22 protein-coding genes and 1 pseudogene are annotated in these 23,115 nt (G+C 68.2%); 19 read left to right on the top strand and 4 right to left on the bottom strand.

All coding sequences use genetic code 11. The features are described from left to right. Together P1P75_RS24205 and P1P75_RS24200 are read left to right on the top strand one after the other, a co-directional pair. Window positions 1-604, top strand: a pseudogene (locus P1P75_RS24205) (phosphoketolase); the annotation flags it as partial. Beyond that, on the top strand, window positions 601-1,437 hold the full coding sequence (locus P1P75_RS24200; RefSeq protein ID WP_319258747.1) for a phytanoyl-CoA dioxygenase family protein: 837 nt from the start codon (window positions 601-603) through the stop codon (window positions 1,435-1,437). The pseudogene P1P75_RS24205 and the gene P1P75_RS24200, both read left to right, overlap by 4 nt. Window positions 1,438-1,649: 212 nt before the next feature. Here P1P75_RS24200 and P1P75_RS24195 read toward each other — a convergent pair whose 3' ends face one another. Beyond that, window positions 1,650-2,228: a TetR family transcriptional regulator gene (locus P1P75_RS24195; RefSeq protein WP_319258745.1), complete on the bottom strand. Its 579-nt coding sequence runs from the start codon at window positions 2,226-2,228 to the stop codon at window positions 1,650-1,652. A 68-nt stretch (window positions 2,229-2,296) separates the two neighbouring features. On the opposite strand from P1P75_RS24195, the gene P1P75_RS24190 reads away from it, so the two are divergent. Further along, window positions 2,297-2,890, top strand: coding sequence for a dihydrofolate reductase family protein (locus P1P75_RS24190; protein WP_319258743.1), 594 nt, complete (start codon window positions 2,297-2,299; stop codon window positions 2,888-2,890). A gap of 140 nt (window positions 2,891-3,030) precedes the next feature. Continuing rightward, entirely contained in the window at window positions 3,031-3,765 is a 735-nt protein-coding gene (locus P1P75_RS24185) for a hypothetical protein (RefSeq protein ID WP_319258749.1), read from the top strand. Window positions 3,766-3,946: 181 nt separating this feature from the next. On the opposite strand, the gene P1P75_RS24180 is transcribed toward P1P75_RS24185, so the two are convergent. Beyond that, the gene (locus P1P75_RS24180) at window positions 3,947-4,612 is read right to left on the bottom strand and encodes a GntR family transcriptional regulator (RefSeq protein WP_319258741.1); all 666 of its coding nucleotides are present in this window, start codon (window positions 4,610-4,612) and stop codon (window positions 3,947-3,949) included. After that, a complete protein-coding gene (locus P1P75_RS24175; RefSeq protein WP_319258739.1) occupies window positions 4,609-6,243 on the bottom strand; it encodes a CocE/NonD family hydrolase in 1,635 nt (544 codons plus the stop codon). Before P1P75_RS24175 ends, P1P75_RS24180 begins: the two co-directional genes overlap by 4 nt. 140 nt (window positions 6,244-6,383) lie before the next feature. On the opposite strand from P1P75_RS24175, the gene P1P75_RS24170 reads away from it, so the two are divergent. The 7 genes from P1P75_RS24170 (at window position 6,384) to P1P75_RS42085 (ending at window position 13,216) form a co-directional block, all read left to right on the top strand. Beyond that, window positions 6,384-7,847, top strand: a complete 1,464-nt coding sequence (locus P1P75_RS24170; RefSeq protein ID WP_319258737.1) for a cytosine permease — start codon at window positions 6,384-6,386, stop codon at window positions 7,845-7,847. A gap of 693 nt (window positions 7,848-8,540) precedes the next feature. Continuing rightward, entirely contained in the window at window positions 8,541-8,720 is a 180-nt protein-coding gene (locus P1P75_RS24165) for a hypothetical protein (protein WP_319258735.1), read from the top strand. After that, on the top strand, window positions 8,717-10,360 hold the full coding sequence (locus P1P75_RS24160) for an AMP-binding protein (protein ID WP_319258733.1): 1,644 nt from the start codon (window positions 8,717-8,719) through the stop codon (window positions 10,358-10,360). The genes P1P75_RS24165 and P1P75_RS24160 overlap by 4 nt, the downstream gene beginning before the upstream one ends. Then, window positions 10,357-11,145, top strand: a complete 789-nt coding sequence (locus P1P75_RS24155) for an enoyl-CoA hydratase/isomerase family protein (RefSeq protein WP_319258731.1) — start codon at window positions 10,357-10,359, stop codon at window positions 11,143-11,145. Before P1P75_RS24160 ends, P1P75_RS24155 begins: the two co-directional genes overlap by 4 nt. Beyond that, a complete protein-coding gene (locus tag P1P75_RS24150) occupies window positions 11,142-11,900 on the top strand; it encodes an SDR family NAD(P)-dependent oxidoreductase (RefSeq protein ID WP_319258729.1) in 759 nt (252 codons plus the stop codon). Before P1P75_RS24155 ends, P1P75_RS24150 begins: the two co-directional genes overlap by 4 nt. Window positions 11,901-12,064: 164 nt before the next feature. Beyond that, the gene (locus tag P1P75_RS24145) at window positions 12,065-12,703 is read left to right on the top strand and encodes a TetR/AcrR family transcriptional regulator (protein ID WP_319258727.1); all 639 of its coding nucleotides are present in this window, start codon (window positions 12,065-12,067) and stop codon (window positions 12,701-12,703) included. A gap of 75 nt (window positions 12,704-12,778) precedes the next feature. Beyond that, the gene (locus P1P75_RS42085; protein ID WP_369076345.1) at window positions 12,779-13,216 is read left to right on the top strand and encodes an ATP-binding protein; all 438 of its coding nucleotides are present in this window, start codon (window positions 12,779-12,781) and stop codon (window positions 13,214-13,216) included. A gap of 5 nt (window positions 13,217-13,221) precedes the next feature. Here the strand turns inward: P1P75_RS42085 and P1P75_RS24140 are convergent, their stop codons facing one another. Beyond that, entirely contained in the window at window positions 13,222-14,136 is a 915-nt protein-coding gene (locus P1P75_RS24140; protein ID WP_319258725.1) for a MurR/RpiR family transcriptional regulator, read from the bottom strand. A 114-nt stretch (window positions 14,137-14,250) separates the two neighbouring features. Here P1P75_RS24140 and P1P75_RS24135 point away from each other — a divergent pair, with 114 nt between their 5' ends. From P1P75_RS24135 to P1P75_RS24100, 8 genes are all read left to right on the top strand, one after another. Continuing rightward, a complete protein-coding gene (locus P1P75_RS24135) occupies window positions 14,251-15,390 on the top strand; it encodes a C45 family peptidase (protein ID WP_319258723.1) in 1,140 nt (379 codons plus the stop codon). Window positions 15,391-15,455: 65 nt separating this feature from the next. Continuing rightward, on the top strand, window positions 15,456-17,105 hold the full coding sequence (locus tag P1P75_RS24130) for an ABC transporter substrate-binding protein (protein WP_319258721.1): 1,650 nt from the start codon (window positions 15,456-15,458) through the stop codon (window positions 17,103-17,105). Between the two features lie 5 nt (window positions 17,106-17,110). Then, entirely contained in the window at window positions 17,111-18,064 is a 954-nt protein-coding gene (locus P1P75_RS24125) for an ABC transporter permease (protein ID WP_319258719.1), read from the top strand. Beyond that, entirely contained in the window at window positions 18,061-18,918 is an 858-nt protein-coding gene (locus P1P75_RS24120; protein WP_319258717.1) for an ABC transporter permease, read from the top strand. Before P1P75_RS24125 ends, P1P75_RS24120 begins: the two co-directional genes overlap by 4 nt. 7 nt (window positions 18,919-18,925) lie before the next feature. After that, the gene (locus tag P1P75_RS24115) at window positions 18,926-20,020 is read left to right on the top strand and encodes an ABC transporter ATP-binding protein (RefSeq protein ID WP_319258715.1); all 1,095 of its coding nucleotides are present in this window, start codon (window positions 18,926-18,928) and stop codon (window positions 20,018-20,020) included. Then, entirely contained in the window at window positions 20,017-20,907 is an 891-nt protein-coding gene (locus tag P1P75_RS24110) for an ATP-binding cassette domain-containing protein (RefSeq protein ID WP_319258714.1), read from the top strand. The genes P1P75_RS24115 and P1P75_RS24110 overlap by 4 nt, the downstream gene beginning before the upstream one ends. Before the next feature lie 7 nt (window positions 20,908-20,914). After that, window positions 20,915-21,055, top strand: a complete 141-nt coding sequence (locus P1P75_RS24105) for an NPCBM/NEW2 domain-containing protein (RefSeq protein WP_319258712.1) — start codon at window positions 20,915-20,917, stop codon at window positions 21,053-21,055. A gap of 762 nt (window positions 21,056-21,817) precedes the next feature. After that, window positions 21,818-22,921: a substrate-binding domain-containing protein gene (locus tag P1P75_RS24100; protein WP_319258710.1), complete on the top strand. Its 1,104-nt coding sequence runs from the start codon at window positions 21,818-21,820 to the stop codon at window positions 22,919-22,921. The last annotated feature ends 194 nt before the right edge of the window (window positions 22,922-23,115 follow it).

The raw sequence follows: 23,115 nt of genomic DNA, 5'->3' as shown, positions 1-23,115 counted from the left end.
CGTCCTCACCCCCGCCGACCCCGCCCGCACGGCCGCGGCCCTCACCTTCGCCCTGCGCAAGCTGGAGCGCTGCACCGTCGTCATCGCCGGCAAACACCCAACCCTCCAGCACCCCCTGGACACCCTGGATGAGGAACTGCGCCACGGCATCGCCCGCTGGCCGCACCTGAGCCACCCCGACCCCGGCGAGCCCGACCTCGTCCTGGCCTCCGCCGGCGACCTGCCCGCCGAACGGCTCACCACCCTCGCCCGCCGCCTGCGCACCGAACACCCGCACCTGCTGCTGCGCTACGTCCACGTGCACGACCTCACCGCCCTGGCCGAAGCCGGCACACGCCCCCTCGCCCTGACCGAGACGGCCTTCACCGAACACTTCGGCAACCGCGCGCCCGTCATCCTCGCCACCACCGGCTACCCGGCCGACGTCCACGCCCTGCTCGGCGCCCGCCATCCCGGCAACCGCCTCACCGTGCTCGGCTACCGCGACCCCGGCCGCCCCCTCACCCAGGCACAACTCCTGGCCCACTGCCGCCTCGACGACGACGACCTGTGGCAGCTCGCCACCCACACCGCCCTGCTTCCGACGGAGGCCACCGCATCATGACCACCACCCTCACCCCGCCCCGCCAGCCCGACCCGGCCGTCTCCAACGCCTTCGACCGCGACGGCTACGCCGTCATCCGCCAGGCCATCGACCCTGCCCTGCGCGCCAGTCTGCTGACCGCAGCCGAACGGCTCCTCGCCAGTGACATCACCCGCGGCCGCGACCGAGGAGGCGACGGCAAGGACGGCTTCCGCGGCTGCCTCGACCTCGAGCGCGCCTTCCTGCCCCTGCTGGCCAACCCCCGCACCCTGCCGACCGTCGTCGGCCTGCTGAGCCCTAACCTGCACCTGCTCTCCGCCCACCTGATCGCCCTGCCCTCAGGCCCCGCGCGCACCATCCGCACGCCCGAACGCCCCGGATGGCACCGCGATATGTACGGCGTGACCGCCGACCTCGGCTTCGCGCACACGCCGCGCATGGCCATCAAGGTCGCCCACTACCTCTCCCCCATCACTGGTGACTGCGGGCTCACCATGTTCCTGCCGGGCAGCCACCTCCTCACCGAGGAACCACGTATCCCCGACGGCGCGGCCGATCCCGTCGGAGCGCTCACGCCCGACCTCAAGGACGGCGACGCCGTGCTGTTCGAGAACCGCACCTGGCACGCCAGCGGCATCAACCTCTCCGGCCGTCCCCGCATCGCCTTGATGCTCCAGTACGGCTACCGGTGGCTCCAGCCTGTCGACGACCCTGCCACCGACCTACTGGCCGATCCCGCCCTCAGCCCGATCGAGCAGCAGCTCGTCGGCATGCCCGACCGCAACCCAGACGGTTCCCTCGCCAAGGGCGCGGGCGCCGCACCCCTGCGCAGCTGGTGGCATTCCACGGAGTGATCCGCGGCCGCACCCTGGCTCCTGGCTTCGTAGGTGACAACCGACTCCAGTTGTAGGTCTTTTCTGACTCCACGTGAGCGGTTCACAGCCCCGTTCCCTTGGTGAGATTTGACTCCACCTAGGCCGCTTCTCTCGGATCAGCGGACGGAGCCAGGAGTGAGGCACATGCCGACGTCGGCCCGGTCCAGCCGAGCCAGCCCGGGGTCGGACGTCTATGCCGCAGCCACTATGCGCTCCACTGCGGCCGTCACCAGTTGATCACGCTCTGCCTCCGTGAAGACGTCCGGCAGGGTGAGCTGTTCAACGATTAGCCAGTTCAGCGTCAGCATGAGCAGCTTGACCGCCGTGGCGTCGCCGGGGAGACCGGATGCCTCGTGATAGGCGACGTTGGCGTCCACGTCGGCTCGGACTCGCTCAGTGAGGACCTTGCGTAGTTCGGGGCGGCGCGTGGCCTCAAGGCGAAGTTCCAGCAGCGCGAGGTATCCGGTGCGGAAGGAGGCGATGCGGCCGACGAGTTCGCGCATCAGTCGCGCGTAGGTCTCTCGGTCGCGGCCGGCCGCTTGCTGGCGGGCGATCGTGGCCTCGTCGGGCTGGAGCCGTTCGTATACACGTGCGCCGGCCTGAGTGAACAGGTCGTCGCGGTTGGCGAAGTAGTTGGACGCCGTGCCGGCGGGCACGGTGGCCTCAGCGTCTACGGATCGGAAGGTCAGGCCGCGTGCGCCTTCCCGGGCCAGTACTTCGATTGCCGCGTCAACGAGGGCCGCGCGCCGCTGGTCGTTCCGCCTCGCCATTGACACCACTCCGCATGTAGTACTACGTTTCAGCCACTACAAGTAGAGTACTACGTATGGGGAACTTTATGCGAAAGCTCGTGTACTACATCGGCATCTCGCTCGACGGCCGCATCGCCGGTCCCAGCGGTGAGTTTGACTTCTTTCCGCAGGGCGACGAGCAGCAGGCCGCCGCCTACTCGACCTGGGTAAACGCGCTGTACCCGGAGACCATCCCGACCGCTTACCGTGCGGCCGTCGGCGTCGCCGACGCACCCAACCGGCGGTTCGACACCGTGGTCATGGGCCACGGCACCTACCGCCCAGCCCTCGACAACGGGATCACCAGCCCCTACGCGCACCTGCGCCAGTACGTCGTGTCCAGCACCCTCAAGCCGGACACCGACCCAGCAGTCACTATCGTGCCGGGCGACCCGCTCGCCCTCGTCCGCGAACTCAAGAACGAAGCGGGCGCCGGCCTGGACATCTGGCTCTGCGGGGGCGGCCAGCTCGCGGGCACCCTACTGCCCGAGATCGACGAGCTGCTGATTAAGACGTATCCGGTCGTCGCCGGAACCGGAATCGCGGTAGTCGACTGTTCCTTCGACCCCACCGTCTTCGACGTTGCCGAGCGCACCGCCTTCCCTAACGGAGTCACCCTCACTCACCTCACCCGCCGCTAGGCGGTTTCGGCTCAGCGGGCGGACCGGCACCTGGGGTCCGCACGCGGCGGCCGCTGGGGGCCAGGGGAGGCTTGCTTTGATTCCGCTGGCATCATTGCGAAAGCGCCCGCCGTGGAGGGCGAAGACGAGACCGTGGCGGAGTGACTCATCACCCGGGCCTGCTGCGGACCGCTCCCCTGCAGGGAGAGACGACCTCGTCGCTGATCCACCGCGTCGCCAGCCGCTACGGGATGGAAGCGAAGGTGCTGCGGGCATGCTGGAAGTGGCGCAACTACCCGCCTGGGCACGAGGGCGGAGGCGCACGGGCTGACGCCGAGGTGCTGCTGAACGCAGCCGGACGCCAGCTCCTGGCGGGCATATGCGGCGTCGAGGAAGACGTGCTGGCACGGGCGTTGCCGTCCTGGGAAGAAGGGGACACCAAGCTGCGCGCCGAGAATGGCGATCCGGTGGGGCTGTGGCGGATCGGTGGCGCGGTGGCCGGGCCGGTGGCGTTCGGCTGCCGGCTGTGCACGGCCCGGCGCACGGGGACGGCTCTGCGGGCGGTGCGGTACGCGCCGCGGTGGGAGCGGGCGTGTGTTCGGCATGGGCGGTGGCTGTTGGACGCGGACGCCAACCAGCCGCTGGAGCACCTCGAGCTGCGTGGCCTGCCGGAGGTAGTGGCGGCGCAGCGGCGGTGGGCCTCGGTGGCGCGGCGGGCGGTGCGGGCCGGTGCGGAGTCGGAGCGGGTGTTCGCTTCGCCGCGGTTGCCGCCGAACTCAACAGCCGCCCGCGCAAGACGCTCGGCTGGGAAACCCCAGCCGAGCGTCTATCTAAACTGCTCGCCACCACACGTCAGTGATCACGTGTTGCGACGACCACTGGAATCCGCCCCTTGAGCGAGGGGCCTCGGTCGCGACCACGTTCTGTCGCTGGTCGGGTCCGCGAGCTGGCACCGACCTCCACACCTTCGTCGGTCGAGCCTGTCACCGCATTCGGTGCCCAGCCAATGTCGCCCGGTCCGAATGTGTGGGATGCCACGAGCCAAGGGATCGGAGCGCGCGCAGTGCCACGGGTGGCCTACTGTCGGCCGTGTTCGCCGCTTCCTGTTTTGAGATGATCCACCATTAGCCGTTCGGCGAGATCAGGTTCGCCGCTTTCGAGGGCGGCGATGATCTGTTGGTGCTCGTCCGCGGAACGGCGCAGGTCGGCCAGATGCCACCCCTTCTTCAGGCCGATCAGACGTGCGAAGCCGCGTAGTCGCCGGACGGTGTCGGCGACAATTGGCAGCCCCGACATCGCGGCCAGATGCTGGTGGAACTCGTCGTCGCAGTCGAGCGCAGCGTTGACATCTTTGGCCGCGAGAGCCCGTCGCGTTCGGACCATGATGAGGTGCAGCACGTCGCTGCCCGATTCGTCGGCGACGGTCGCCGCTTCTCTCGCGGCGAGACTCTCAAGCGCGGTGCGCATCAGTAGCACCTCACGTTCGAGTTCGGGCGATGTATCGGCCACCACGCACTGGCGGCGACGTCCGTCCAGGACGAGAGCATCGGAGAGCAATTCTCGCAGTGCCTCACGGACCGGTGTCCGCGAAACTTCTAGCTCGTCCGCGATCTCGGTCTCGCTGAGCGGGCTGCCTGCCGCAAGCTCGCCGTGCAGAATCCGGCGTCGAAGCTCGTGGTAGACGCGGGCAGACGCGGGGGTGCGCTCGATCGGCGTCTTCGTATGCGGCCGGAAACCCTTCACGTTGCCGATCCCGCCGGGTTGAGGATGCCGATCGTGAGCGCGGTGCCGGCAGTGCCTCCGGTCGCCATGGCGAGCTCAACCGTGGTGACTGTAGTGGCTGTCCACGGCTCTTCGTCAGTGCCGGGGTGGACAGCGTACTGCGGGAAGCTGCTCCCCGAGACCAGGACAGCAAGGCGGTGGCCCACATCAAGTCGACAACCGATCACGCCGAGGTCGACGGTCGCCTCAGCTGGCCAGGGGGCCCGGATGAGGGCGGCACCATCGCCAATGCGGCGCGCAGTTCCATCCGGTGCGAGGTCAAGGAGCCGGACCATGACGTGTGCAGATCCACAGCCGCCCCGGAACCGTCCCGCGAGGGTGGCCCGGCCGAGGATCTCCATGGGCGCTTCGGCCGGTTCGCCTACGAATCTGACAACGTCATCGCGACCGAGAACGCAAGACTCGTCGGGAGGGTCGATGTTCGGGTAGTGCGGATGCGCCAGGCTGGGAACAGGATCGGTCGGATCATGGTGCCAGCGCACCTCGCTGGTCGGGCTGGGCGCGGGGGAGAGGCGGCCATCGGAGGTCAGGAACAAAGAGGCCTCGGTCGTGCCGCGCGGTGGCCAGTGGTCGTCCTCGCAAAACTCCTCAGAACCCAGCCGCCACCGCACAGCTGCCGGTACCGGCAGCTCGGCGCCTTTGAGGTGGCGCTCGAAGAAGGGCAGCAGGAGGCCGAGGTAGTCGTCAAGAAACTTCTTCTGGGCGCCCGGACTGGCGAACGGGTCGGCATACGGCTCACCGGTCGGACGCCGTGCAGTCCAGCCGTGGTCGCGAACGTCGACGACAAGAAGGTGCTCTGCCGGTCCAGTCCGTGCCTGTTCCCACGCTGCTAGCTGGTCGCTGAGGAAGTAGTCGTCGAAGCCGGCCAGGTGCAAGGTGGGGATGTGGTCGGTGACTGGCAGCGTTGTCACATCCAGCTTCCCGGTGGCCCACTCGTCGAGGAAGAGGGGGCGCCGCCCGCCCAAGGCGGTGGCTGCGATCTCGGACTGTGGCCGTACGCGCCAATCGATGGTCCCCTCGTAGTCGTAGAGGCCCTCGTCGACCCAGGTCTGTAGTGCCCACACCGTGCACAGCTCGAGCGGGAAGACGTCCTGCCGGCGAACAGCGCGCCGCAACACTGGGGCCGTCACTCGCGGGGTGATGGCACGCAGTGCCGGGTGGCCACTGGCAGCTGCGGCCCATTGAGTAAAGCCGTAGTAGGAGTCGCCGAACATGCCCACTGGGCCGGTTGCCCATGGCTGAGCAACGATCCACTCCAGGGTGTCGTAGGCGTCGTCGATCTCCGCGACGAACGGCATGAGAGCACCGTCGGAGCGAAGTTTGCCGCGGACGTCTTGCACCACGACGACGTAACCGTGGGCCGTGAACCAGTCTGCGATCTGGGGCATGAAGCACTCTGCGCTGGTCTTGTCGTACGGCAGTCGTGCCAGCAAGACCGGCCCGTCTCCCGCGGGCGGAAGATACATATCGGTCGCGAGCCGAATTCCGTCGCGCATGGACACCGCGTGCTGGCGGGCGTGCGGCGGAGGTTCGGTCAGCGGGAGACGTTCAGCGCGCCGCTTGCCAGGAGCGTTGGCGAAGGGGGTGGTCATGATGTCACCTCTCAGGTGGTTCGGGGTGGCCGACACAGCCAGCAAATGCAAGTCAAGTATTTACATGCAAGACGCTCACTTGTATACATAGCTACCCCCATTGATGGGGCGGAGTCCACTGGCACAGTCGAGGTGACCCAATGCAAGCTGCTCAAGACCCCTCCACCGTCGCAGCGTCTGCGATCGAGGCGCGGTCGATCGATCACATCCCGCTTGGCGAACGACACGGGAAGGTGTGGCACCTCGCACCCGTGTGGATCGCCGGCAATGCCAATGTCGGCACGGTCGCGGTCGGGGCAGCGGGGGTCGCCCTCGGCGCCGATCTGCTCTGGATCATCATCGCTGCCTGTGCCGGGTCCGCGTTCGGCGCGATCTTCGCTGCGCTGCACTCGACACAGGGACCCCACCTCGGATTGCCCCAACTGATCCAGTCGCGACCACAATTCGGGTACGCGGGTGCAGGTGGCGTCTTCGTCCTGGCACTTGTGAACTACATCGGTTTCAACACATTTGCCTGCATCCTCGCGGCCCAGAGCCTGTCCGTGGGCATCGGCCTCGGGAAGACGGCATCGGTTCTGGCCGCGGTGACGATATCTGCCGTCATCGCACTCTTGGGGTACAACTGGATCCACCACGCAACCCGGTGGATCACCCCTGCCTTCCTCATCTCCTTCGCAGTTCTGACCGTCGTCGCGGTCGGCAGCGACGCCACAGCAGCCGCAGTTGCCCCGGCAGCTCATGGTTTCGCGTGGACGCCCTTCCTGGTCGTCTTCGGCCTGGCAGCCGGCTACCAGATCAACTGGGCGATCTACGTTTCCGACTACACCCGCTACCTGCCCCCCACAGTGTCGCCACGGGCGATGTTCTGGTGCACCTACCTCGGCATGAGCCTGAGCTCGATGTGGCTCGCGACCCTCGGGGCCTTGCTGGCGGCTCGATTCGTACCCGGCGACGCCGTCGCTGGCGTGGTCGCAGCAGGCGACGCGGCCACTGTCGGGTTTGGCCGCATCGTCGTGCTGATCGGCCTGCTCGGGCTCATCGCGGCGATGGCCATGAACACCTACGGCGCGGCCCTCACCCTCATCAGCATGCTCGACACGGTTCGGGACATTCGGCCCACCGCGCGGTTGCGAACAGTCGCGGTCCTAGTGGTCAGTGCGGTCGTGCTCCTGCTGACGTTCCTCGCCTCTGACGACTTCCTCAGCTCGTTCGGCACCTATCTGACGCTCCTCCTCTACCTCTTCGCGCCGTGGACGGCGATCAACCTCGTCGACTACTTCCTGGTCCGCCGTGGCCGCTACTCCATCGCGCAAATCTTCAAGGCTGACGGCATCTACGGCCGGATCAACGGCCGCGGCTTGCTCGCCTACACGCTGGGCGCCGCCGCGGAGGTACCGTTCATGAGCACCAGCGCGTTCATCGGACCAGTCGCCGATGCGATCGGTGGCGCCGACCTGGCTGTGTTCGTTGGCTTGGCGGTGGGAGGTACCTGCTACTGGCTCAGCTATCGCGGTTACGACTTCGCCGGCGAAGAGGCGGTCCTGCGCAGCGACAACGCGAGCGGAGCGCCGATCAGCGCCACAAAGAGTGGCCGCCTGATCTGATCTCGCTCTGCCGCCCGAGCCGACCTCGATTTACAGATCGGTTCGGTGGCGAGCGGGGATGCCGGGGGCGGGGTCTAGGCCAGCTGTGGACCATCCGCGTCGCTGGCCACAGCGATCGCACAGCGGCGGTCACCTGCTCCTCACCCGGTGGCCCGCCAGCCCGGTGGTCCCAGGACATCGCGGCACTGCGCCGGTTCGCCCCTGCACACGCGCTCGCCCGCGCGAAGGCCGTCGCGACCCGTCCGGACGCCGGCCTGCCAGTGCCGGGCCCCGCAGTGCTCCGTCTACGAGAACAACCAGGAGCCCTGCGCGGGGGCGGGCCGTCTGTGCCGCATCGACGCCGCACGCCAAAGCCATCAGCAGAACCGCACCCGCCGCGGACCCTCCCAAAGCCGCGGGCATCCGCCGACACGACTGAAAGCGTTCCGGGCGGATTCCGCGCACCCGCCATCCCGCCCCATGACGAGCAGTCTCCGGCACCCCTTTGTCATGGGCACCACGGCCAACGAAGCACCCGTCGACACCATCAGGGATGAAGGAACGGGTTTGAACACGACAAGTGGACACGGAAGTCAGCCCGCCGCAGGAGGTCGCGGCGGTCCGTCTTCCGTGAGGGTAATTGACAGGGTACGAACGTACCTCCTAACGTACCCACATCCAGGCAACGCCGCCGCGGCTCGACGAGGAGCACCAATGCAGCACCCATACGACATAGACGTCCAAGTCCCGATGCCTGACGGCGCAACCCTCGCCGCCAACATCGCCCGCCAGGGCGAGGAGCAGATGGTTCCCGCGCTCAACCACATCCCTCACGAGCCGGACCACCCCAGCCGCCTGGTTCTCCCGGTCATCGACCGCAAGGACCAGCCGTGAGCGCCGCCGACCGGGTCGCCGAGCTGACCTCGACCTTCGCGGCTCCTTCCCTCAACGTGGCCCACCTGCTGTGTGACCGGCATCCCGCCCACCGGGTCGCCTTCACCGTGGTCGACGGCGACGGAAAGGCATCGACGCTGACCTTCGGCAAGCTCACCGCGGACTCGCACCGGTACGCGCGGGCACTGCAGGGACTGGGGGTCGGTCCGGGTGACAGAGTGGCGACCCTGATGGGCAAGAGCACCGACCTGGTCACCGTCATCCTGGCGATTTGGCGGCTCGGCGCGGTCTACGTCCCGCTGTTCACCGCCTTCGCGCCCCAGGCCATCGCCCTGCGCCTGGAGGGCGCGGGAGCGCACGTGGTGATCGTCGACCCGGACCAGCGCCACAAACTCGACCCCGGCCCCGACCTGCCGGACGACCCCCAGCGCCGCCTCGTCGTCACCGGAAACAGCACTTCGCACGGTGCCACGGGGCTCGCCTCCCTCGTCGCGGCCGCGCCACCGGAACCGGTGCCCGCCGTCACCACCAGCGGGGACGGCCCACTGGTGCACATGTTCACCTCCGGCACCACCGGCAAGCCCAAGGGCGTCATACACCCCGTCTCCTACATCCCCGGATGGCAGATCTACCTGGAGTACGCCCTGGACGTCACCCAAGGCAGCAGCTACTGGTGCGCCGCCGACCCCGGCTGGGCCTACGGCCTGTACTCCGCCATCGTCGCCCCGATGGCCGCCGGCATCCCCAGCCTGCTGCTGACCGGTGGCTTCTCCCCCGAGACGACCTGGCGCACCCTCACCGACCACCAGGTCACCGACTTCACCGCCGCCCCCACCGTGTACCGGGGACTGCGCTCCTCGCCGGTGCCGGTCCCACAGGGCCTGCGCCTGCAGCGGGCGTCCAGCGCCGGCGAGCCCCTGACTCCCGAGGTCAACGAGTGGGCCCACGCCGCACTCGGCCTCGCCGTGCACGACCACTTCGGCCAGACCGAGGTCGGCATGCCCCTGGCGAACCACCACCACAGCGAACTCGCCCGTCCCCTCAAGACGGGATCGATGGGCCGGCCGGTACCCGGATGGAACCTCACCGTCCTGGCCGACGAGAAGGACGAGCCCGCAGGACCGGGCGTACTCGGCCGGGTCGCGATCGACGTCGCCGGGAGCCCGCTGATGACCTTCCGCGACTACCAGATCCCCGGACAGAGCGCTTCCAAGTTCACCCCCGACGGCCACTGGTACCTCACCGGCGACGCCGGGCGCATCGACGCCGACGGAGACTTCTTCTTCTCCTCCCGCGACGACGACGTCATCATCATGGCCGGCTACCGGATCGGGCCGTTCGAGATCGAGAGCGTCCTCGCCCAGCACCCCGCCGTCGCCGAGTGCAGCGTGATCGGCGCACCGGACGACGTCCGCGGCGAGGTCATCGAGGCGTACGTCGTCCTGCGCGACGGCGACAACGGCTCACCGGACCTGGCCACCGAACTCCAACAATTGGTCAAGACCCGCTACGCCGCCCACGCCTACCCGCGCACAATCCACTTCATCGACGCCCTGCCCAAGACACCCAGCGGCAAGACCCAGCGCTACCTGCTGCGCAACCGCCGACACACCGAACTCACCACCCCGGAGCCCCGTTGACCGGCACGGAACCCCTGCTCGTCGAGCAACACGGCACCGTCCGATGGCTCCTGCTCAACCGCCCTCAGCGGCGCAACGCCCTCGACGTCACCCTCATCGAAGCCCTGAACAAGCAGATCACCAGCGCCGAGGCCGATCCCGGCACAGCGGTCATCGCGGTGGCAGGCAAGGGGCCGAGCTTCTGCGCCGGCGGTGACTTCCACCAATTCCTGGAACTCCACGACGCGGGCGACAACCCGGTCGACTTCCTCACCGACGTGTCGGCCTGCTTCAGCCGTATCGCGGCCAGCCCGAAACCCTGGGTCGCCGTCCTGCACGGTCACGCCGTCGCCGGCGGCCTCGAACTCGCGCTGGCCTGCGATGTCGTCGTCGCCGCCGACACCACCCTCATCGGCGACGGTCACCTCCAGCGGCGTCTGGTACCAGCCGGCGGCTCGAGCGTCCGGCTGCCCGACGCGGTCGGACGGGGACTGTCCCGCTGGCTCCTGCTCACCGGCGAACTGATCCCCGCGACCGCGTTCACACACACCGGCTGGATTCGCGCGATCGTGCCCGAGGCCGACCTCATCGCCACCGCCACCCGTATCTGCCAGCATTTGGCCGACCGCCACCGCCCCGCTCAGCGACACCTCAAGACGCTGCTGCACCGGATCGACGGCATGGCCCCCGAGCAGGCCCTGCGCGAGGAACTGGAGGTCTTCGCCGACAACTGGTCTGCGAGCTCGGTGGCCGACGCCCTGCGGGCCTTCCTCACTCCCCCTACCACGAAAGCGGACAACACATGAATCGCTACCAGGGACGCGTCGTCGCCATCACCGGGGCCGCACAGGGCCTTGGCCTCGCCATGGCGACCCGGTTCGCCGCCGAGGGCGCCACGCTCGCGCTGGCCGACGTCAACGAACAAGCCCTCACCGACGCCGCCGGGACCATCACCGACGCCCACGACGCCAAACTCCGCACCGACAGGGTGGACGTGACCGACTCCGCCCAGGTCAACGCCTGGATCGACGGCGTCACCACCGATCTCGGCCGCATCGACGTGCTGGTCAACAACGCCGGCATCCTCCGCGACAACCGCGTCGAGGACATCACCGACGACGACTGGCACGCCGTCATCGACGTCAGCCTCACCGGCGGCTTCCACTGCGCCCGCGCCGCGTTCGCCCCCATGAAACGCCAGGGCTACGGCCGTATCGTCAGCTTCTCCTCCATGTCATGGCGCGGGAACTTCGGCCAGACCAACTACGTGGCCGCCAAGGCCGGCATCGTCGGCATGACCCGCACCCTCGCGCTGGAAGGCGCCCGCCACGGCATCACCGCCAACGCCATCGCACCCGGCCTCATCGAGACACCCATGCTCGCCTCCATGAACGGCCCCGCACGCGACAAGCTCACCAACAAGATCCCCATGCGCCACACCGGCCGCCCCCAGGACATCGCCGAAGCCGCGGCCTTCCTCGCAAGCGATGCCGCCAGCTACATCACTGGCATCGTCCTGGACGTGGACGGTGGCATCTCGATCGGGTCCTCGATCCGGTAGAGCGCCGCATCCACGGTCACGCAGCGGCCGTCGCATCGCCAGCGGGGACTGCCGCAGCCCAGGTACGTCGAGCGGTACCCTGGTACCCCCTCGTAAGTCTCGGACTCCCGGCCCGGACGACCACCCGCCGGTTCCGGCAATGACGTCCATGGGAGACTGCTGCGGTGACGGCCCCAACTGACTCGCGTGACCGACGCCCGCGCAAAACGGCCCGCCGGCGGGTCGTGGACACTCGCCGGCGGGACGAACTGCTGCGTCAGGCCGAGGCGATCATCCTGGCCGAAGGCTTCACCGCGGTGACCATGGATGAGCTCACCCAGCGGCTCGGATGCTCCAAGGCGACGCTGTACAGCCTGGCCTCCACGAAGGAACAGCTGGTACTGGCGGTCACCCGCGCCTTCTTCCGGGCCGTGACGGCCGAGATCGAGCAGGCCGTCCAGGCCGAGCTCGACCCCCGGCAGCGCATCCGGGTCTACCTCGCCGGCATCGGCACGGCCATGCGCCGTCACTCCAACGCCTTCTACGACGACATGGTGGGTTACGAACCGACCGCACAGATCTACCGCAAGAACTCTGCCGCCGCCGCGCACCGGGTCCACCAAATGATCGAGGAAGGCGTACAAACTGGCGTCTTCCGCGCGCTCAACGGACACTTCGCCGCCCAGGTCGTGGCAGTGACCATCGACGCACTCCAGTCGGGGGCCCTTCTGGAGAGCACCGGCCTGACCGCAGGCGACGCCTTCTCCGAACTCGGGGACCTCCTGCTGGATGGCCTCAGTGCGGGGCAGGGCGCGCCCGGATAGGAACGTGACAGACAGGGGGTAAGCGCAGCCCGCCCGCGCCGGGCCGCAGATCCGCCCGCCGGGCCGCTTCAGGCGCTGGTCACACTGCCCACCGCGGAGACCCATGTCCGGACCGCTCGGAAGTTCACCGCAGCCGTGCTCACTCACTGGCAAGTGTCCGCGGGCGACAACCGTGATTGCGCGGTGCTCGTCGTCAGTGAACTGTCCACCAACGCCGTCCAGCACGGCCGCTCGGCGATGACCGTCAGGCTCGTTCTGCGCGGGAGATCCTGCACGTCACGGTTACCGACCGCGGACTGCCGGACGCCGCGCGATCCGCGTCGCGCGACACCGACCCCGTCGAACACGGGCGCGGGCTGGGCAGCGTCGAGGTGTTGGCGCACTGGATCGCCATCCGGGACGACACAGGCGGCAGGCGGGTGGACGCCGGACTCCTGTTGGCAGCACTGCACGACTACCCGGAGCCCTGATCGGCACGGTTCACCAAAGGTCTGGCCCGTTCAAACCGGATGACCCACTCATGTCCTGCGTGTGCGGGGCTCGCCGGGTTCCAGTAGCTGCTCACGCAGGACGGTCAGTTGGTGCGAGTGCTCGACGGCACGTGTCTCGTCGAGCGTGGCGAGGGCGAGCAGGAGGGCGTCCGCGACGATGAGGCCGGTCAGGGCTTCGTTCGTGCTCCCCGTGGGGGTGTGCGGCGCGGTGAGGACGGCGTCGGCTCGGTCCTCGAATGCTTCGCCCAGTTCGTCGGTGATCATCACGATCCGGGCGCCGACCGCGCGGGCCCGCTCCACCAGGACGGTGAGTTCATGCAGCGCGCGCCCCGGCTGGAAGATCACGACGGCGTCGCCCTGGGCGAGGGAGAGCAGCGGGTCGGCGAGCGCGAAGCCGGTGGCGCCGACGAACCGTGCCCGGCGGCCGATGCGCCCGAGTGCGAGCGCGAGGTGGCGTGCCGCGAGCTCGCAGGCCGCGACGCCGTAACAGAACACCTCACGCGCCTCCACCAGCGCCTCTACCGCCCTCTGGAGATCGTCGATGCCTGTCAGCCGCTGGCACTGGTCAATGCGGTCCCGTGTCTCCTCGAAGACGTCGTTCCAGATGGTCTCCAGGTCATGGCCGACGTGCGCGATGCGCTGCTTCAGTCGGACATCCGGCGCGAGTGCCGAGGTGAAATCCGCCGCCAGCTCCCGCTTGAGTGCGGGAAGGCCTGTGTAGCCGAGGCGCTGGAGTGCGCGCACGACGGTGGCGTTGCTGGTGCCGCTCGCAGTGCCCAACTGCTGGGCGCTGGCGAACATCACCTGGTCGGCCGGAGCGCTCGCAAGGTACTGGGCCACCGTTCGCTCAGAGGCGGACAAATCATCCCATAGATCCCTGATGGTGGCCCGCAGGCGAGTGAGGCCGCCGGGGCCGGCACTCCCGAAGTCTGGATTCTTCATTACACCCCTTGACTATCTCGTCTCGGTTGTTACGCTCATGAGCGCTTCGTTTCAAGAATGAGCGCATCCGGAACAGAGGTTACAGCAAATGACATGTTCCCTAGGAGTCCCGCGATGAGTGCCAGCTTGCCGATCATCGAAATCTCCGGAACTCCGGCCCAGCGCGGCAGGCAGTACGGGGAGGCCGTCGGCCCCCAGCTGGAGACCGCGCTGGGCTACTACGCGGAAGCGTTCGGTGAATCGGCCGGACTCACCTGGCAGCAGGTGACCTCCCGCGCCGCGCGCTGGCTGGAGCCCGTGCGCGACTACGCGCCGCACCTGCTCGACGAGATGCAGGGGATCGCGGACGGTGCCGGGATCGACCTGCTCGACGTCCTGGCGCTCAACGCGCGCGGCGAGGTCATATACGACGACTCCTTCGCCCGGATGCACGAGGAGGAAGAACCGGCAGAGGGCTGCACCTCGTTCGCCGCGTACGGCAGCGCCAGCGGGGACGGCCATGTCTGGGCCGGTCAGAACTGGGACTGGCGGGCCGCAGTCGCCGACACCGTCGTCATGCTCCGTATCGTCCAGCCGCCGAAGCCCACGCTCATCATGCAGGTGGAGGCCGGACAGGTAGGCCGGCAGGGCGCCAGTTCCGCCGGGATCGCCCTCAACGCCAACGGCCTCGGCGGCCGCTTCAGCGACGCCGTCGGACTGCCGCAGACCGTGATCCGCCGCACCGCCCTGGACCAGGACAACATCAGCGATGCGCTGCGCGTGCTGTGCCACACCCGTGCCCACGTCGCCAGCAACGCCCTGCTCACCTGCCGAGAAGGCTTCGCCATCGATCTGGAGACCACACCGGCCGGGCTGGGCTGGATGTATCCCGCCGACGGCCTGCTGGTGCACGGCAACCACTACCAGGCCGGAATCCCTGGCGTTCTCGCCGACGGGTACCGGCCGCTGGCCGCCGACTCCCTGGTGCGCGTACCGCGCGCGGAGCAGGGTCTGCGCCGACTACGCGAATCCACCGGCTCCGATGAGTCCCGCAAGCTGATCAAACAGGCGATGTCCGACCATCTCGGCTTCCCCGAGTCACTCTGCACCCACACCGACCCGCGCAGGTCGACGGTCAGGCAGTGGAAGACGCTCGTCTCCTCCTGCGTGGATCTCACTGCCGGCGACTACAACGTCACCGCCGGCACCCCGTGTGACCGCAACTACCAGGACCTCCCCTGGAACCTCTACGACGGACCTCACGCCCCCAGCTGACCCGCCGCCGCTCCCCCGCCCTCCAGCAGTCTGCGCCCTTTCATTCCCCGCTCAGGAGCCCTGCAATGAACCTCAAGACCTCGATCGCCGTCGTCGGACTCGCCGGTGCGATGGCCCTCAGCACCGCGTGCAGCGGCGCGAACACCGGCCCGTCCGCAGCCGGCGTAGACCGGGCCGCCGACCCCGTCGATCTGCACCTGACGCCCACCACCGCGCAGGCCAAGGGTGAGGTCTCCAACGTGAACTGGCTCCTGGAGGACGAGCCCGACTCCCTCGACCTCGACACCCAGGGCGGCAGCGCCGGACGCACGGTGCTGACCAATGTGTGCGAGCGCCTCTTCCAGCTTCAGCCCGACATGACAGCGCGCCCTTTCCTGGCCAGAACGGCCACATCACCGGACGCCAAGACACTCGTCCTGGCACTCCGCGACGACGTCTCCTTCCACGACGGCTCGAGGATGACCGCGGACGACGTCCTGTTCAGCCTCAAGCGGCACGCGGATCCGAAGATGGAACAGTCCGACGAGTTCGAGAACGTCGCTGGAATGGCGAAGACCGGTGAGCACGAAATCACCATCACGTTCAGGCAGCCGGACGCCCTGTTCACCAAGGCGCTCGCCGGCGACGCCGGTTTCGTCTACAACCGCAAGCTGGTCGAGAAGGCCGGCCAGGACTTCGGCACACCCGGCCAGGACGACGCCTGCTCAGGGCCATACCGGCTGAAGGACTGGAAGTCCGGCGACTCGATCGTCATCGAACGAAACGACAGCTACTGGGGCGCCAAGCCGCTCACCGAGCAGGTCGTCTTCCGCTGGGCCGACGCCGCCGCCACCGTCAACGCACTGAAGACTGGTGCCGCCGACGGTACGTACGCCGACTCCCTCGGCACGGCCGCCGCGCTCCGCGGCGCCGAGGGCCTCGACCAGTACTACGGACCCAGCACCGCCGCCCTGTCCCTGATCCCCACGGAACGGGGCGGGCTGTCCGACCCCGACATCCGCAAGGCGCTCTCCCTCGTCCTCGACCGCGCGGGCATCGCCAAGTCCGGATACAGCGGACTCGTCTCCCCGTGGGCCACCCCCGTCGGCCCGGGCGCCTGGGGTTACGAGAAGGCCACCTTCGCCGCCGCCCAGAAGCAGCTCACCGGCGCCCCCGCCTCGCCGGACGCGGCCGACACCGCTGCCGCGAAGAAGCTGGTAGAGAACGCCAAGGCAGCCCCCAGCGGGCCGATCGTCATCGGCACCGACGGTAACCAGGGCCGCATGGTCATCGCCAACGCGGTCCGCGCCGCGCTCCAGCGGATCGGCCTCAAAGGCCAGATCAAAACCGTACCGGCCGCTGAGTACGGCGAGTTCTACGGCTCTCCCGAAGCCCGCGCGGAGATCGACGTCCTGGTCGCCGACTGGTACATCTCCAAGAGTGACCCCATCGGCTTCTACGACAACGCCCTCTCCGACAGCTCCAACAACTGGGTCGGCTTCAAGAGCCCCGCGTACGACAGCAAGGTCAAGGAGGCCATGCGTACGCTGGACGACAAGCAGCGCGCCGCCTTGGTCATCGACGTCGAACGGCAGTTCAGCGAAGCAGCCGTGTGGATCCCCATCGCCCAGATGCCGACCGCCCTCGTCATCAACGACGAACTGACCGGCCCGCCCGCCTCCATGGCCTACCTCTACTACCCGTGGGCCGCATCCCTCGGCGCCAAGAGAGGCTGACCACCATGATCGTCGCCATGACCCGCGCACTCGCGGGATTGCTCGCCACCCTGCTGGCCGCTTCCTTCGTGATATTCGCGGCCGTCTACGCGGCCCCGGGCGACCCCGCCGTCTTTCTCGCGGGAGGCCGCGACAAACTCACCCCCGAGAGGCTCGCCGCCGTCAGGGAGCAGTACCACCTCGACGAACCCTTGGCCGTCCAGTACGGCCGCTGGCTCTGGGACGGCCTGCACCTGGACCTTGGCCGCTCCTTCCAGTACCACGACCAGGTCGCCGACCTCCTCGGCGGCCGCTTCCCCACCACCCTGGCCCTCGTCGGCTACGCCACCGTCCTGTTCGTGGTCCTGGGCGTCGGCGCCGGCATCCTGGCCGCGGTCCGCCGCGGCCGCTGGGCCGACTCCGCCGTCGTAGGCGCCACCACGCTCGCCGCCTCAGTCCCCTCGTTCGTCGGCGGCATCGCGCTCGTCGCCGTCTTCGGAGTCCAGCTCGGCTGGTTCCCCGTCACCGGCGGCGGCGAGGGAATCGCGGGCACGATCCACCACCTCACCCTGCCCGCAGTCGCCATGGCACTCGGCGCACTGGCCCTGGTCAGCCGAGTGACCCGCCAGGCCATGGTGGACGCGAGCGCCGCCGATCACGTGGAAGTGGCCCGGGCGTCTGGACTGTCCGAGCGGGAGATCATCCGACGCCACGTCCTGCGCAACGCCCTGGGCCCCATCGTGACCATGTGCGGCCTCGTCACCGCCGGGATGCTCGCCGGAACCGTTGCGATCGAGACCGTCTTCGGCCTGAGCGGCATCGGCTCCCTTCTCGTAGGTGCCATCAACAGCCACGACTTCCCGGTCGCCCAGGCGGTCCTGCTGCTCATGGTCATCTGCTACATCGTCGTCACCACGCTCGTGGACCTCGTGCAGCCCCTGCTCGACCCCCGCATCAAGACCGCGAGGAGCGCCGCATGACCACCGCCCTCCCCGCCAGCACGCTGCTTCCCGCCAGCGCACGCACCCGGCGCCGCCCCATTGGGGTATTCCTCGCGGCAGGATTCCTCGGGCTCGTGGTGATCGCCGCCGTCTTGGCCCCGCTCCTCGCTCCCTACCTACCCGACGCGATCGACCTCTCGTCCTCGCTGGCCGGCACAAGCAGCGAGCACATGCTCGGCACCGACGCCTCCGGCCAGGACCTGCTCTCACGGGTGCTGTACGGTGCGCGGACCAGCCTGATCGCCCCGATCCTGCTGCTCGTGATAGCGGCCGTGATCGGTGTCACGCTCGGCACCGTCGCCGCCTGGCGGGGCGGCTGGGCGGACACGCTGGTCTCCCGGGTCACCGACGTCATGTACGCCTTCCCCGGCCTGCTCTTCGTCGTCCTGATCATCTCCGTCACCGGAACGGGCATGACCACCTCCGTGCTCGGGCTCGGCCTTGCCTTCGCCCCGACCATTGCCAAGTACACCCGCAGCGTAGCCCTGACTGAGCGGTCCAAAACGTACATCGACGCCTACCGCGTGCAAGGCATGAGCGGCACGCGCATCTGCGTGCGCCACCTCATGCCCAACCTCGCTCGCTCGATCGCCGGATACCTCGTGGTCCTCTTCGGCGAGGCGCTGATGAGCCTGGCCACGCTCAGTTATCTGGGCTTCGGAGCCCAGCCGCCCAGCTCCGACTGGGGGCTGATGGTGCAGGAGGGGCAAGCCGCGATCGTCCAGGGCGCGCTGCTGCCCGCCCTCGTGCCGGGCACCGCCATCGCCTGCGTCGTGGTGGCCTTCAACATCGTCGGGGTCTGGGCCGCCGACCGGCTCGGCGCCAGGAGGTAGCCGCACCATGCTGCTGAACATCGAAGACCTGACCGTGCATCTTCCCGGCGCGGAACGGCCCCTGCTCGCCAACGTCAACCTCCAGGTCCGGACCGGGGAAGTCATCGGCCTCGTCGGCGAATCGGGATCCGGCAAGTCCACCACCGCCAAAGCCGCCCTGCGTGTACTACCCGACGGCGCGCAGGCCCGAGGACGCGTCCTGGTCGACGGCACGGACGTACTGACAATGACGGACTCCGAACTACGCAAGCACCGATCCCGTACAGTCGCGATGGTCCACCAGGATCCGCGATCCGCCCTCAACCCGGTACGCCGCATCGGCGACTTCCTCACCGAGAGACTCGCCCGCACCTGCGACGGCAACAAGAAGGAGGTACGGCGCAAGGCTGTCGGACTCCTCGGCGCCGTCGGCCTGTCCGACCCCGAACGGCGCCTGCGGCAATACCCCCACGAGATGTCCGGGGGCATGCTCCAGCGTGTCGTCATCGCCGGAGCGCTCGTCGCCGAACCGCGCCTGCTGCTCGCCGACGAGGCCACGAGCGCCCTGGACGTCACCACACAGGCGGAGATCCTCGCCCTCGTACGCAAGCTGCGTGAGCAGCAGGAGCTGGGCATGCTGTTCATCACGCACGACCTGCACCTCGCCGCGGCGTACTGCGACCGTGTCTACGTCATGTATGCGGGACGCGTCGTCGAACAACAGGAAGCACGGAAGCTGTTCGCTCACGCTCAGCACCCCTATACCCGGGGACTCCTCGACTGCTCCCCCGCCCTCGGCGACACCACCCGCTCGATCCGGCCCATCCCCGGCCGGCCCCCGTCCCTGGCAGACAGCTTCACCGGCTGCCCGTTCACCGCACGCTGTCCGGACGCGGAGCCGGCCTGCGACACGTGGCTGCCTGAACCCCTCCCCGTCTTGGGCGGTGGCACGGCGGCCTGCCGCCGGCTCCCCGAGCTACCGCACGTGGCTGCGGTGCAGGCCACGCCTCCGCTGGGCGACCGCCAGGAAGCCGCCGGCGGGTGCGGCGGCCCCGTCGAGACGTCCGCATCTCCCGTAGACACCGGCACCGCCTCGCACCTGGCCAAGAGGAGCACACCGTGACCGCTGACGATCCCAACGGCGCCCCCCTGCTGTTGGTCGACAAACTGACGAAGACCTACCGGCTGCCCGGCGGCGAAAGCCTCACCGCCGCCGATCAGGTGTCGTTCAGCGTGCCCCACGGAGGCTCACTCGGCATCGTAGGCGAGTCCGGATCCGGTAAGAGCACCGTTGCCCGGATGCTCGTCGGCCTGGTGCGGCCCGACACGGGCACCGTCTCGGTGAAGGGCAGGGAGCGCACCTCGCGGCCGACCGGGTTCGGCCGGGGCCGCCGGGCCGCCCGGCTGGGGCACGCACGCGAGATTCAGATGGTCTTCCAGGACCCTTACGTCTCCCTCGACCCGCGGCTCACCGCGCGCCAGTGTCTGCACACCGCCCTGCGTCTGCACGGCCACGACGCCTCAGGCACGCGGATACGTTCGCTCCTGGACCAGGTCGGCCTCGGCACCCGTGAGGCGCACGCGCGCCCACACCAGATGTCCGGCGGACAGCGGCAGCGGCTGGCCATCGCACGGGCGCTCGCCGTCGACCCGCGGATCCTTGTCCTCGACGAAGCCGTCGCAGCCCTCGACGTGTCGATCCAGGCCCAGATCCTGCACCTCCTCGCAGAGATCAGGCGCGACACGGGCCTGGCACTGGTCTTCGTCAGCCACGACCTCGCGGTCGTACAGCACATCACCGACGAGACCGTCGTCATGCGCAGGGGCACCGTGGTCGAGCACGGCCCGACAGCGCAGGTCCTCGACGCCCCCTGGGACCCGTACACCCAACTGCTGCTCGCATCGGTGCCACGCAAGGGGTGGGACCCCGCCGACGCCGTCCGAGCCAGAGCCGCAATGGACGCGGCGCAACGCCTGACAACCGTGCCCTCGCAGTCGATGCTCCCGTAGCGGGCTGATGACGGGCTACCAATCCCCAAAGCACCTCACCGCAGACCTCACCGGCGGAACCGAGTTGCAGCTCATTGTCACTGACGGCGGTGACGGGAAGGACTACGACCACGCCGACTGGGCCGACCCCCGCATCACCTGCAGCTGAGCGGCCGCCTACGGCACTCAGATCAGGTTGCCAGCCGTCTGCTCGCAGAGGCCACGCGCCGTTGTTGTCACCGTGGCAAGGGCCGGATGCCCGGACGGCGGTCCAAGCGCAGCGTAGATGCAATGCCGCTGATCGCCGGGGCGGGATACCCCATTTCCTTGACCACGTGCCCAAGTACGAGCCACATCGCGCACACCGTACCCAAAGCCCATCTATCGATTGAGGTCACACAATGCGTTCGGCTTGGACGATGTCGCAAGGCGTCGTGCCGCAGCGCCATCAGCGCCGCGGTGCAATCCTTCACGGTCAGCCTTCGCTCTCTGGTGACAATCGGCGTGAAGTCGAGGGCGCGCGGGTTCGGGCCGTCGGATAAGCAAGCAGCTCGTTCACTGCGTCGAAGATCCACCGGCCCCGTCGAAGTAGAGCCCCATCACAGCCCGATGCAGGAGAAGAGCACGACGCCGCACTCCGCCCATGGGTTCAGTGGCGGCATCATGCGGTGCGCTTCTCGGGAGAGATGCGCGGCTGCTCCCAAGAAGTGCATGAGACGGCTGGTGCCCGAAGGCGCGCTTCGATTCCTCTATCCGCTCCTCACGATTCTCTCGGACATCCAAAAGCGCACGGACCACTGAATTAGTTACAGACAACAAATTTGACCTGTCAAAGCGAACGCCTCTTGGCTACCGGCCATTCGGGGTGCGCAACGTTGCCCTGGTTCGAAAGGCCCCTGAAGTGAGCACTGGTACCACCCGTAGGGCCGCTGTGCGCCGCACCGCCACAGCCCTGGCCGCCTACTCGTCCGCACTTTCACTCGCCGCGTGCGGCACCATCGGCGGGGAGGGCGGGGGCGGAAACTCCGAATCCCTAAGGCGCGATGACATCACGGTGGGACTACTGTTGCCCGACCAGGACACGGCGCGCTTTGAAAAGTTCGACTACCCCATCATCAAGAAGGAAGTCGCCCGGCTCACACACAACAAGGGCAAGGTTCTCTACGCCAACGCCGAGGCGAGCGCGGCCAAGCAGAGCCAGCAGTTCCAGCGCATGATCGATGACAAGGTGGACGTCATCCTGGTGGACGCAGTGGACGCCCAGCGCATCGCGCCGAACGTGCAGAAGTCAAACGACGCCGGCATACCGGTCATCGCGTACGACCGCCTTGCACAGGGCCCGATCGACGCGTATGTCTCCCACGACAACGAGCTCGTCGGCCAGGTACAGGGCCGCTCAATCGTCGAGCAACTCGCCACAAAGACCTCGAGCAGTAAGGTCATCATGATGAACGGGGATCCCGCCGACCCGAACTCCGCGCAGTTCAAGAACGGCGCGCTCAGCGAACTTGAGGGCAAGGTGGACATCGTCGAGCGGTACGACACCGACAAGTGGTCACCCTCGGTCGCCAAGGCCAACATGAAGCGGGCAATCCAGTCGGTGGGCCTGGAACGCATCGCCGCCGTCTACGCCGCGAACGACGGTATGGCGGGTGCTGTTGTAGAGGCGCTGAAGGAGGCGGGCGCTAGCAGGATTCCGCCGGTGACCGGACAGGACGCAGACCTGGATGCGGTGCAGCGGATCGTCTCGGGTGAGCAGTACATGACCGTTTACAAGCCCTTTCTATATGAGGCCACCTACGCCGCGCAGATAGCAGTGAGCAAGGCCCGGGGCCGCGATATCCAATTTGGCGCACTCACGCGGGACAGCGTCGACAGCCCGACACAGAAAAAGATCCCCGCGATGCTCGTGCAGGTAGTTCCTCTCACGAAGGGCAACATCAAGGAGACGCTCATCGCGGACGGGGTCTACACCACCCGACAGATTTGCACCAAAAACTACGCGCCAGACTGCGCGGCCATCGGGCTCAACTGACATTCTCCCGGGCCTGAAGACCCGGCACGTCCAATAGCGGGAGCTCCTGGCGGGTTCCTGTCTCCTTACGCCGTTCGTGCCGGTCTTAGAGGTCCTAACCTCGATCTTGCGTGACGGTCCGCCGACGGAGTCGGTGGACCGTTTTCGTGCTGTGGGCTGAGGCTGGGCAGGTTGAGGGCCCGAGTGTCGTCTCG

Source organism: Streptomyces sp. ID05-39B (assembly GCF_033794725.1).
Classification (GTDB): domain Bacteria; phylum Actinomycetota; class Actinomycetes; order Streptomycetales; family Streptomycetaceae; genus Streptomyces; species Streptomyces bobili.
This window is presented reverse-complemented; position numbering and strand designations above follow the sequence as displayed.